At 48.0% G+C, this 12,208-nt stretch carries 12 protein-coding genes; 10 read left to right on the forward strand and 2 right to left on the reverse strand.

The genetic code is table 11. From position 1 onward, the window contains the following. Window positions 1-88 precede the first annotated feature (88 nt). The 7 genes from B5X72_RS00455 to B5X72_RS00490 all read left to right on the forward strand — a co-directional run bounded on the left by B5X72_RS00455 (window position 89) and on the right by B5X72_RS00490 (window position 7,101). Window positions 89-1,261, forward strand: coding sequence for a glycosyltransferase family 4 protein (locus B5X72_RS00455; protein WP_176146037.1), 1,173 nt, complete (start codon window positions 89-91; stop codon window positions 1,259-1,261). Further along, entirely contained in the window at window positions 1,258-2,115 is an 858-nt protein-coding gene (locus tag B5X72_RS00460; RefSeq protein WP_079714842.1) for an alpha-1,2-fucosyltransferase, read from the forward strand. Before B5X72_RS00455 ends, B5X72_RS00460 begins: the two co-directional genes overlap by 4 nt. Continuing rightward, window positions 2,112-3,119 (forward strand): glycosyltransferase family 2 protein, encoded by a 1,008-nt coding sequence (locus B5X72_RS00465; RefSeq protein WP_176146038.1) that lies wholly within the window; start codon window positions 2,112-2,114, stop codon window positions 3,117-3,119. The genes B5X72_RS00460 and B5X72_RS00465 overlap by 4 nt, the downstream gene beginning before the upstream one ends. 19 nt (window positions 3,120-3,138) lie before the next feature. Further along, window positions 3,139-4,152: a glycosyltransferase gene (locus B5X72_RS00470; RefSeq protein ID WP_079714844.1), complete on the forward strand. Its 1,014-nt coding sequence runs from the start codon at window positions 3,139-3,141 to the stop codon at window positions 4,150-4,152. A gap of 30 nt (window positions 4,153-4,182) precedes the next feature. Further along, window positions 4,183-5,298, forward strand: a complete 1,116-nt coding sequence (locus B5X72_RS00475) for a glycosyltransferase family 2 protein (protein ID WP_079714845.1) — start codon at window positions 4,183-4,185, stop codon at window positions 5,296-5,298. Window positions 5,299-5,948: 650 nt separating this feature from the next. Beyond that, window positions 5,949-6,779 carry a GLPGLI family protein gene (locus B5X72_RS00485; protein WP_079714847.1) on the forward strand — a complete coding sequence of 277 codons (831 nt, stop codon included), beginning with the start codon at window positions 5,949-5,951 and terminating at the stop codon, window positions 6,777-6,779. Window positions 6,780-6,849: 70 nt separating this feature from the next. Further along, window positions 6,850-7,101, forward strand: coding sequence for a hypothetical protein (locus tag B5X72_RS00490; protein WP_079714848.1), 252 nt, complete (start codon window positions 6,850-6,852; stop codon window positions 7,099-7,101). A 56-nt stretch (window positions 7,102-7,157) separates the two neighbouring features. On the opposite strand, the gene B5X72_RS00495 is transcribed toward B5X72_RS00490, so the two are convergent. Further along, window positions 7,158-8,123 carry a glycosyltransferase family 10 domain-containing protein gene (locus tag B5X72_RS00495; protein ID WP_079714849.1) on the reverse strand — a complete coding sequence of 322 codons (966 nt, stop codon included), beginning with the start codon at window positions 8,121-8,123 and terminating at the stop codon, window positions 7,158-7,160. Window positions 8,124-8,138: 15 nt separating this feature from the next. After that, window positions 8,139-8,939, reverse strand: a complete 801-nt coding sequence (locus tag B5X72_RS00500) for a glycosyltransferase family 2 protein (protein WP_079714850.1) — start codon at window positions 8,937-8,939, stop codon at window positions 8,139-8,141. Between the two features lie 219 nt (window positions 8,940-9,158). On the opposite strand from B5X72_RS00500, the gene B5X72_RS00505 reads away from it, so the two are divergent. The 3 genes from B5X72_RS00505 to B5X72_RS00515 are packed head-to-tail and all read left to right on the forward strand — an operon-like array spanning window position 9,159 to window position 12,208. Next, window positions 9,159-9,644 (forward strand): SixA phosphatase family protein, encoded by a 486-nt coding sequence (locus B5X72_RS00505; RefSeq protein ID WP_079715370.1) that lies wholly within the window; start codon window positions 9,159-9,161, stop codon window positions 9,642-9,644. 19 nt (window positions 9,645-9,663) lie between these two features. Beyond that, on the forward strand, window positions 9,664-11,670 hold the full coding sequence (locus tag B5X72_RS00510) for a thioredoxin domain-containing protein (RefSeq protein WP_079714851.1): 2,007 nt from the start codon (window positions 9,664-9,666) through the stop codon (window positions 11,668-11,670). Between the two features lie 40 nt (window positions 11,671-11,710). Then, window positions 11,711-12,208 carry an FKBP-type peptidyl-prolyl cis-trans isomerase gene (locus tag B5X72_RS00515; protein ID WP_079715371.1) on the forward strand — a complete coding sequence of 166 codons (498 nt, stop codon included), beginning with the start codon at window positions 11,711-11,713 and terminating at the stop codon, window positions 12,206-12,208.

Consider the following 12,208-nt stretch of genomic DNA (forward strand, 5'->3'; position numbering starts at 1 on the left):
GGGGATGTTTGCCGGTTTCGTTTCCAAGTTGTATCGAATCCCGTAGTTTTGCCGTTTTAGAATGATACGTGATGCTCAAGTAAACCAGATGAAGCTACGAAAGGCAATTGAAACAATCTCATCGTTATGGCACTACCGAAGGATACGCCGTTCACTTCGTGATATGCGTTCGCCACTGTTCTTTATTTTTCCCTCATGGCAGCTGGGTGGTTCAGAGCGTATCCATGCGGATATTATGGCGCTGGTGAAAAACAGCCGCCCCATCTGCATCATTACTACGCCACAAAGAGGCCGGGGGTTGAAAGATTCATTTGCACAATGTGCAGACCTCATCTACCTCCGGCGATGGGGTACCAAAGCCTCGTTCAAACCCAAGATGCTTCAACATGTTGCCGAAGCGATCAACAAGCAGGCGGATTCGGTCGTTTTTGGAAGCAACAACCTGTTTTTTTATGATTTACTGCCGCTTTTGAAATCGCATGTCCGGGTCATTGATCTCACACATTCCATTACGCCTAAGCAGGAATGGTGCGAAACGTACAATTTGCCCCATGTACATCGGATAAATAGACGGGTGATATTGGGCCCCAAGACGTTAGAAGCCTTTCGTGCAATCTATGCCGAGCATAACGTTCCCGCAGCGCTATTAGCGCGTTTTACGATTATTCCCAATAGGGCAAGCATAGCAGTCTCTTCCCAGGAGAGGGAGCTGGATGCCCCACTGCACATCATCTTTGTTGGCCGCGATTCTGACGAAAAAAGGCCGGAACTTTTTTTCCGGATTGCGAAAGCGTGTAGCGAACGCGGTATCGATGCTCGGTTCACCGCAGTGGGGGAGTTTGGACGGATTCGACAGCCCTATATGCCATATGTTCATTTCGCGGGAGAAATTTACGAGACTGACCGGTTGGTTGCTTATTACCGTCAGGCCCATATCATCGCGATTACCTCCACATTTGAAGGGTTTCCACTGGTGCTGGTTGAAGCCATGTCGCAGGGTGTGGTGCCAATATGTACCGATGTTGGCGAAATTCCATATTATATTTCGGCATCTCTCGAAACAGGATACGCCATTGATGGCCGTCAACCAGAAGATAAAATCATCGATGATTTTATCGCAAAAATCAGTTTTTTGCAGGCAAATCCACGCGTATGGAAATCATATTCGTTGCATTGCCAAAAACTGGTCGATGAAAAGTTCAGCACGGAGCGGTTCGAGACCGCATATCGTAACCTATTGTTAAATGAAAAAGAAAGATGACGATAGTCAAGTTTTTAGGCGGGTTAGGCAACCAGCTTTTTCAATATGCTTTTTATTTAGCACTGGAAAAAGCTTTTGGGAACGTCAAAGCCGACCTCACCGGGTATGAAAAGTATACCTTGCATCAAGGATTTGAGTTAGAACGGATATTCGGTATCAAGCTTCGCCAGGTGACCAGCTTTGAGCGCAAGCTTTATCTGCCGGAAGACCGGCGATGGCTGTGGCGTAAGCTTAGACAAATTTGTGGCACGAAGTATAGTTATGTCGAGGAGAAACAGCTTTTTCGCTACGATGGGTCAATTTTCAGTAGACCGGCAAAGCGCTATTTCTGGGGGTATTGGCAACATATCGACTATATACGCCGTGTGGAGGACGAATTACGCAATGTGCTGGCTTTTCCGCCGATAGCTGGCCGTCGCAACGAAGAGCTGCTCGCGTGGATTGAAGACCGAAATACCGTGTCTGTGCATGTGCGCAGAGGAGATTACATAGGCGACCCATTGTTGGGCGGTATTTGTGACGTCGCCTATTACAAGCGGGCTATCGAATACATGAAGTGCACGGTTGACGATCCGTCGTTTGTCTTTTTTTCCAATGATGCAAGCTGGTGTAAGAAAACATTTTCGCAATACGGTGCAATGTTTGTAGACTGGAACGACGCTTACGATAGTTTTCGGGATATGCAACTGATGGCACACTGCAAACACCATATCATAGCCAACAGCAGTTTCAGCTGGTGGGGGGCGTGGTTTAATACCTCACCATCGAAAATTATTGTCAGTCCGTCCAAATGGATAAATGGCTCGTCAGCGCAATTAGATGGTCTGATCCTTCCAAGCTTTGTCCGCTTATGAAAAGGTTACCGCTGGTTACGGTTTTTGTTCCGGTATATAATGCCGAGCGCTATATCGGCGAGACGATAAGCAGCGTGTTGAGCCAGACGTACGGCAATTTCGAGTTGTTGTTGATTGATGACGGCTCTACAGATAGCAGCGCATCGGTTATTCAATCGTTTGCCGATCCACGCATTCGCTACCTTGTGAACGCGGCGAACAGTGGGATATCATTCACCCGAAACCGTGGCATTGCGGAAGCTCGGGGAGAATTTTTTGCGCTGCTCGATGCGGATGACGTTGCTCTGCCAGACCGGCTGCAACGACAGGTTGAGTACTTGGTGCGGCAGCCTGAGATGGCCATGTGTGGTTCCCATGCACGTCTCATCGATGCGGCGGGCGTGGAGACGGGCGAAGCTTATGTGATGCCCACAGAGCCCGAAGAAATCAGCGCACGGCTGTTTTTTCATAATACGTTTATCAATTCATCGGTCATGTTTCGCATGGAGGCGTTGCATGCGTCTTCTGGCTATTATGGCGGATTTTCTGAAGATTACGAGATGGCAATTCAACTCAACGGCCGGTTTATGTTAGGGAATATCGATGATGCGTTGGTGCTGTACCGGATACACGGTGCCAATTCCACCATCCGCGATTCAAGCAGGTATCGCGAAGCGGAGTACCAGCTCTTAGCTAGGATGCAAAGGGCCATCGGGCTGCCGGGGAACGAACATCAGGTGGCTATGCACCATAGCCTGCGTTTGGGTGGAGATTCCAGTGCATTTGAAATCGATGATTATTACAAACTGTTAAGTGCATTTTGGTATGCAAACGAAAAAACGGCCATGTATCCCGCAACGTTTTTCAAGAAGTTTATCTTTGAGCTTTGGTATGAGAAGATTCGCGAAAAGGCAAAACGCAGCGCCTTTTTCCTGCTATTTGCATCGCCTTTGTTTTCCTGGCGGCATATAACACCCAAAAGGTTCCGGAAAGCGTTTAAGCAGACGTTTTGGGTCGTAAGGTAGTACATCCAAAATATGATAGATGAAGGAAGTGTCCAACGTTTACTTTTCAGTTATTATTTGCAGTTACCAGCCCGACGAACGGCTGTTGCAACGATGCCTATATGCTGTAGACCGGCTTACGCACCACGGATTTATCAGCGAAATATTGCTGGTAGACAACAACAGCAACCCGCCACTGGCCGGTCTTCCCATGGTGCGCGATTTCTTAGGCAAAAGGCCGAATTCAAAAATTATTGTTGCCGAGCAGCAAGGGCTGATTTATGCGCGCCTTGCCGGCATTGCACAGGCGACAGGTCAGTACATTGTGTTTTTTGATGATGACAACGAGCCGAAATCGGACTATCTGGTTGAGCTCCATGCGTTAACGGAGCGGTATCCTGCCGTCGGCGCTTGGGGGCCTGGCATCGTATCGGTTGATTTTGCAGATGGCATAGACCCGCGGATTAGGCAAGTGGCTTATGAAGCGTTCCAAGGCAAACATGCAGATTACACGGCATTTGCTTGCCTGCGTCAGTGGCAGGGTTGCTATCCGTTTGGCACGGGGCTTTGTATTAGAGCTGATGTCTCGGTGCATTTCACGGAGCGGGTTGAAATGGGGGAATTTACAGCAACGGGACGAAGAGGCACATCCTTGGCGAGTGGCGAGGATGTGCAAATGGTCATGACCTGTATTGCACAGGGTTATGCGGCGGGCCATTCGCCGCACTTGCAGGTGACGCATATTATTCCCGGTAAGCGTGCAGCTATGACGTACATCAAACGGCTTGCCTACGGTAGTAACGTGGCCTTTCATACCAGTATCGCTGAAGTCCTCCCCGAATATGCGGGAGTGATGAAATCCCAGGTCCATCGGCCAAGGAGGTTTGCATTCAAATCGGCGAAACGTTACCTTTTCGCCCTGTTGACAGGCAGTCCCGCCAAGATGGTCAATGCCGTCAATTATATTGGGGCCATGTCCAGCCTATACCGGCTATACCAGATGCCCATTCCAAGGATGGTTACTGCCATCTTAAAACATGCCAGACTGCTTTAACTGATTGATCACAAACTGCCCGTCCACTATATGCCAGACATCAAACAGCGTATCGATATCGTCATCCCCTCATACCGGTTGGAAAAGGAGTATATTTTGCCCCTTATCCGTTTGCCCAAACCGGAAGGATGGGTGTTTAACTATTACATTGTCGTAGACAACCCCCAGGTTATTGTCGATGAAGAAATTGCCCGGTTGGCCGCGGCCGGCGATATTGCCTTACTCATCAACCCTACCAACCTCGGCGCTTCTACCAGTCGGAACAGGGGGTTGGAGGCAGGGAGTGGCCAGTGGATTTTGTTCCTCGATGATGATATCAAAGCGGATGAAATGCTCCTGCACCAGTATGTAGATGCAATAGCGCGATATCCGGACGAGATTGGGTACATTGGTCTGGTGAAGTTGCCTCCGCCGCCCACAGCATTTGCCCGGGCGCTGGTTATCAATGGGTCGATGATGATATTTGGTATAGCCGAAGAAACGGATACCTTCGCTTGGGGTGCTACGGCCAACGTGATGGTAAGGAGGGAGGCCGTCGGATCGAGCAGGTTTTCTACAGACTATCCGAAATCTGGCGGTGGCGAAGATGTCGATTTCTTTTTGAATGTGCGGGACAACAACCATTCACGCAATTATAAAACATTGCAGGAAGCCGTCGTTTACCATCCTTGGTGGGACGGCGGGCAGGCGTCTTTCAAGCGTCCTTTCCGGTATGGGGTAGGCAACAGTTATCTTAGCCAATTTATCCCAAAATATGCCTACTATGATTTTCCAAATACGCCGGAAGCGCTTTTCCTGCTGTTGCTGGCATTGCCTTTCATTGCTTTTTTAGCTCCGTCCTACCTGGGGTCGTGGTTGCTGCTGTTTATCGGGATTGGTTTCGCGGAGGTCATTGCAACACTTTTCCAAGCGGCCAAGCGCAAAGCACCGTTGAGTGCAGCAGTCGCCTACTACCTGGTGCCTCTTAAGCTGGCTTATGAGACCGGTTTACTCTGGGGCAACATCGCCCGGTTTAGGTTTAAAGGGATCGGCGCTCGGTTTGAATATAAAGGCCAAGTGCGTGGCAATGGATTTTTCCGATTCAACACCTACAAGATTGTCAAGTGGGTGCTTTATTTGATTTTTTTTGTTTTGCTATTTGCTTAAGCCCTGCCTTAAGTTTGTTGTGGTTACTGCTTTTCACGTACGGATAACATAAGCTGCTCCATGAAATTAAACTGAATTCAATTGTCGTAAAATTTTTTGCCGTTCTCGTAAAGTTTTTCGGCAAAGAGAAAGCTTTTAACATATTTACGTTCCATATGATCAAAGAAAGGAGGACAAGAAAGAGAGGGTAAAGATCTAACAAACAAACAAATTGAAATAATAAGTTACCTGCAAGGCAGGGACTCCAAAAGGTTGGTTAGGTCGGCAAGTCTGTCGGCAATTTTTAAACCATGTAGGAATCCATTAACACATTTTTATTGGGCCTGGAATTAAAAATTTTAGAAAATGAACATCTTAGATTTAAAGTTCGGTGAAACGCTCACCAGAGAACAGATGAAGCAAGTGATAGGAGGGGCAGTTAAATGCTTGGACACTGGTGGCGGCGAATATTACTGCAACAACGGTCTGGAACAATGTGGTCACCAATGTGGGGAAGCTTTAGGTAGTTCATGTGGCGGGTGTTTTGAAGTAATAACCTAACGACGAAAGAACTTATCCGAAGCTATTCATATCGAACCACCTTACAACTTGGAATAAGGTGGTTCGTTTGTATGTTTGTCTATTTATTCTTATTTGTATAATACCAGACTATGTACAGAACCAGTCCATTGAAATCTGTTTTTTTTGTCGCCGGCTTACTCGTTGTCCACATTATTTGGGCTCAAGCCCCCTCCCAGAAAGGATATAAGATCTACTATGAGATGACCTTCCAGAAAGATAGTAACGATTCTAAGTTGACTTCCGAAATGACGGAGTTGTTGACCAGCGGGGGAAAATCCTTATTCCGCACAGTCCTGCAAGCGGAAAAGGACACTAACAATTACTATGTGAAATCAGCGGACAATTCGTTAGCGAATGTTTACACCGAAGCGAGTTATCGAATCTTTAAAGACCATGAAAATCATTCCTCCCGCCGCTATGAGGTTATCGAAATTTTAGGAGGCCCTATGTGTGCGTACATAGAATCACATGATAGCATGCGTTGGACATTGACAAGCGATACACTTACCATCCACGGCTATCTGTGTCAGCGGGCTTCGCTGCACTATGGCAACCGCGTATGGGAAGCCTGGTTTGCCCCAGACATTCCCATCAGTGACGGTCCCTATACATTTTGCGGTTTGCCGGGCTTGATTGTTCAGATCCGCGACCGCACCGGTTCATGGCTTTTTAATCTGACGCATATTGCGCATGTGCCGGCGTTTACCTTTGATCTTCCATTCCTGGAGGATGCAGAAGTAGAAGTGATAGAAAAGATGGCCTTTTACAAACGCAAGCGGTATTATACGGACAACAGCATGGAAATCAATGAAGCGAAAGGTTCAATATGGTTTGATAACGAAGTGATGAGGCAGCGAATACTAAAAACTGCAAAAATCAATGCGGTCAAAAACAATAACTGGATAGAGTTGTACCCATAGGTCGAAGAGGCGGAGGTTAAATGTTCCACGTACCGATAGTCGCCGGATAGAACTTATTTTACGGATATACATGTGTGATTGTTTGCAAGCGCTTGGGAAGAAACCAGATAATGTTATTGGGGCAAAGCAATACGAAAACGGTGTGATGGAAGTGGTGCAATACAGTGGCCCCGCTAACCTACATGCGGCAAACCCTAATACCATAGAAACTTATTGGCTGTACTTCTTCGACGATCGCCTCGTGGAATGGGGCAAGCCATTGTCCGACTGGGAAATCTATGTAACGCGTATTTATGAAACAAGGTGCCGGACAGCACCGTGATCGAAGTTTTACGATTATTTCCATCAACTGCCCCACAGGTTCGATGGGATCTTGCATCAGCTGCCCTCGAATAATTGCTGAAGCCTTTGCCGCAATAAAGCTATACGATGTGCAATGTATTCCGCCGCCGTCGGTTTGAACTTTGGCTGCGCTAAAAACGCTGCATATTTTCTCGGGTTACGGTATAAATCTTCAACCTGCTGCGTTAAAGTCCCGACGCTGCCACGACCGTTGTAAAACAAGATAGCATCCGGATTAAGCACCTCGGGTTCCGGGTTGTTGTCGCTGCCCCAATAGATGGGAACGGTGTCGGCTTGGATCGCCTGAAAGATCTTCTCGGTGACATACCCGGGATGATTGGTGTTTTCCGGACAGATATTAAACTGGAAGGCTTGCAGAAAATGTGTTTTGTCGTCGTTATACTGCGTTTGGAGTATGTCCGTATTGGTTAAGTAAGTACCCGCGCTGGCTATTGGAGCGACGGTGCTCAGTGCTTTAAAAAGCCTGCCTCTAATACCATTTTTATCATGACTGCATACCATGGAGCAAAACTGGCGAGCATCGATGCTTATTGGTTTCGGCAAGACAAATTGGTCAAGTGTCCGTTGGATAGCGCGCTGGGTTTGTCCGCCGCCAAAGAAATAAAATATCCATATTGGAAAACGGATGTAATTCGGGTGCCTGATGTCGTCAAACCCGAGCGATAGATCTACATCCGGCAAGCAATGGTCCCGGTATTCATGGAAACGCCTCACGTTCTCGCCGGTATAAAATACTTTAATGCTGCTATGGCTGTCAGTTATCAGCTTTCTGGGGCCGAAAACTGAGCTTAATAAAAGCGTTCTTTCAGTGGTTAAGTATTGAGAAAAGTGTTGGCGGACAAACTGGTAGAGCCAAATTTCATCACGTTTTTGGGATGTCCAAAAGTTAAGTAGTTCGATGTGGTTTTCATCCGGCTGGTATTGATAAAACGCCGGTTGGCGGTACCATCCTAACTTTTGGAAAAAACGCTTGATATGCATACGATGTACGCGGTGCTATGCCTCAGCCAGTGCATAATAACCGTTTGCACAGCGTTTCAGCCCCAACGAAAGCACTTCTTCATAAAAGTGTTTGTTGTGCTTTTCATGTGCCCTCGAATTGAGCTCGTGGTGGATGTGGTAACAAACCGCGGCGAGTTTAAGGTGCCGCTTCTTGATGCCGTTGTTAATGAAGCGTGCAGCGAGCTCGATGTCCTCATGGCCCCAGCCGGTCAGATTGTTATTATATCCATTCACCAGTTCGAAATCCGATTTCCAGAAAGCCATGTTGCAGCCTTTTACATCGGCAGGCGACCAGGGGTTTGTTCTGATCAGCCTGGACAAAAACGGCAGCCTCACGGCATTAAAGCGGTGTTCGACCCCTTTCGACATAGAATGAAACTTAATGCGTTTGTTTTGCTGAATAAGCAGCGATGTGTCTTCGTTGACCATCGCTCGGCTTCCACGGACAAATTGCCCGGGCTTGGCTGCCGCCAAATGATCTTTTACAAAGGCGTTGTGAACGATGATATCGCCATCGATTTGGATAATGTATTCCCCTTTGGCTTCCTGTATCGCAGCATTGAGGATAATGGTCTTCCTAAACCCGTCGTCCGGATGCCATACGTGCTTGATTGGAATAGGCGAGCTGGCTTGATAGCGGTCAATCAGTAGCCGGGTTTCGGCTCGCGACCCATCATCGGCGATGATAATTTCATCAGGCATCGTGCGCTGTGCCAATAAACTCTTTAAGCACAAATCCAAAGCCTCCGGCCAATTATATGTGGATACAATACATGAACAAGATGGATATGCCATTTCTCTCGGTTTTATTAAGGGCTAACGGAATTGAATGAAGCAACGCTACACCCATTCCTGCCTTTTGTTCTTCCACGCAACGCTGCTTTGTCTGGTATTTTGCAGGTTAGCAGCATGCCGTTAACGGAATATGGCAGAAAAAAAGGCAAAACATGTGCCAAAATTACCGACAACGAGGGCATGATTATTGTCCGAAAGTGGGTAAGAAACGAAGTAGTTATGGCCAAACATTTATTCGTCATCCGGCATGCGAAATCAGATTGGAGTTTTGATGTTAGCGACTTTGACCGACCACTGAATGCCCGTGGGTTTAAAAATGCACCTCAGATGGCAATACGTTTGGGCAGCCATACCGTTCAGCCACAACAACTCGTTAGCAGCCCGGCCAAACGGGCCATCACTACGGCGCAGATATTTGCCGAGCACTTAGCGGTGCCGGTGAGTGACATCCAGACCGACAACCGTATCTATGAAGCGCTACCGGATACGTTGCTCCAAGTCATCAACGAATTGAGTGATGACTACAGCAGTGTAGCGCTTTTCGGACATAACCCCGGAATCACCCTGTTGGCTAATTACTTGGCTAATGATGACATTTATAACGTGCCTACTTGCGGCATCGTACATATCCGGTTCGATGACATCGATGATTGGGCGTCCGTAAGCGGGGGAACAGGAATTAATGCTTGGTTTGTTTATCCATAACGATTACCTTTATTGTCACATGCCCAATAAACTTCATAACGAAACATCGCCTTACCTACGGCAGCATCAGCACAATCCGGTGGCGTGGTATCCATGGAGTGCGGAAGCACTGAACAAAGCCAAGGCAGAAAATAAGCTGCTCATCGTCAGCATCGGTTATTCAGCCTGCCATTGGTGCCATGTGATGGAGCGCGAGAGTTTTGAAAACGAGGATATCGCGGCCGTGATGAACGCGCATTTCGTGTCGGTCAAAGTAGACCGCGAAGAGCGGCCCGACATCGACCAGATTTACATGATTGCCGTGCAGCTGATGACCAATCAAGGGGGATGGCCACTCAATTGCGTCTGCCTGCCCGATGGGCGGCCAATTTATGGGGGTACCTATTTCCGCCCGGATGACTGGCGGAATGTCTTGCTGCAATTAAATGAAATGTGGCGCGAGCGGCCGGAAGTGGCCTATGACTACGCCGATCGATTGACTGCGGGCGTCAGGCAGAGTGAGCAATTACCTATAAACCGCATCCCTGAAGCGTATTCGACAGACGATCTGCAAGCCATTGTCACGCCCTGGAAGCGCCTTTTTGACAAGCAGGAGGGCGGCTATAAGCGCGTGCCTAAGTTTCCCTTGCCCAATAATTGGTTGTTTCTGTTGCGTTATGCTGTACTGGCGCAAGATAGCGACGTGTTGGAGCATGTGCATTTTACCCTTCAAAAAATTGCTTCTGGAGGCATCTACGACCATGTGGGTGGTGGGTTCGCCCGCTACGCGGTAGATGGGCAATGGCATATCCCGCACTTCGAAAAAATGTTATATGACAATGCGCAGTTGGTCAGTCTATATGCGGAGGCTTGGCAACAGCGCCCCATTGAGCAATATAAGCGGGTGGTGGCCGAAACTTTGGAGTGGGTGCTGCGCGAAATGACCAGCCCCCAAGGCGGGTTTTACTGTGCGCTGGACGCGGATAGTGAAGGCGTGGAAGGCAAGTTCTATACGTTTCACCAATCCGAGATCGCACAAATACTGGGAGCCGATGCCGAGTTGTTTATCCGTTACTTCGGTGTTACCGAAGAAGGCAACTGGGAAGAAGAACAAACGAATGTGCTGAAAATTGATGTCGAAGCAGACAAAATGGCACATGAGGCCGGTTTTTCCACCGAAGAATGGGAAAAGTACCTTGCCCAGAGCAAACAGCGGTTGCTTGATTATCGCAGTATACGCGTGCGCCCAGGATTGGATGATAAGCTGCTTGCGTCTTGGAATGGGCTGATGCTTAAGGGGTTTGTAGATGCTTATCGGGTTTTTGATGTGCCAGCCTATTTGAAGGCCGCATTGGACAATGCGCAATTTATACGGCATTATTTGTATGCCAAAGACGGCGGCCTACTCCATCAACCCGAGGCAAATGGAAAAATAATTATGGGTTTCCTTGATGACTATGCGTGTTGCATCGATGCCTTTGTATCGTTGTATGAAGCCACCTTCGATGAAACCTGGCTTTACGAGGCAAAACGGTTGATGGAGTATGTATTGAGCCATTTTTATGACCAAGAGGCGGCGGCATTTTATTTTACGTCGGCCACTGCCGAAGAGCTGATTGCCCGCAAACAGGAAATTATGGATAATGTTATCCCGTCTTCTACTTCCACCATTGTTCGGCAGCTTTACCGGTTGGGCTTGATTTTTGATAAACAGCAATATATAGCTATTGGCTCGCAGGTGTTGGCCAATGTGGTGCCCCATATGGAGGCTTATGGTTCGGCCTATTCCAATTGGGCTATACAACTGCTTGAGCAAGTTTATGGATGCTATGAAATTGTATTTACCGGTGCCGGCCATTCCGAGATGCGTAAGGAGCTCGACAACTATTACATCCCAAACAAAATCGTATTGGGAGGAACAAAGGAGACCCTTCCGTTGTTAGCAGGGAGGGTAGGACATGCAACAAAAGCCTATGTATGCCGTAACAAAACATGTAGCTTGCCCGTGGAGCATGTGGAAGAACTGTTGGAATTAATTACACAATGATAACTGGGGTATGCGTGCCATGCCCATAATTTTTAAAACAATGACTATAGAACCCAACAGCGTGGTGACGCTGACCTACAAACTCCACACCGTTGAAGATGGCAAGAGAACTTTTGTAGAGGAAGCCGGCAAGGACAACCCGCTGGATTTCCTGTACGGTGTGGGCATGATGTTGCCCAAATTTGAAGAAAACATAGCCGGGTTGGCGGCGGGTGATACAACGGATTTTGAACTGGCTGCGGAAGACGCATATGGCGAAGTCAACGAGCAAGCAATCGCTTCATTGCCTATCGACATGTTTAGGGAAAGCGGCATTCCCGCCGTCGGGCAGATTTTGCCGCTGCAGGACAACCAGGGCAACCAATTCCGGGGCAAAGTGACGGAAGTCAGCCCTGAGGTGGTTGTCGTCGATCTCAATCATCCCATGGCCGGACAAAACCTGCATTTTTCCATCGAAGTGTTATCCGTTCGTGAGGCTACGCCCGATGAACTGGCACACGGGCATTCGCATGGCCCGGATGGCTCGCACGATCATTAG

This window comes from Parapedobacter luteus, from assembly GCF_900168055.1.
In the GTDB taxonomy this organism is placed as follows: domain Bacteria; phylum Bacteroidota; class Bacteroidia; order Sphingobacteriales; family Sphingobacteriaceae; genus Parapedobacter; species Parapedobacter luteus.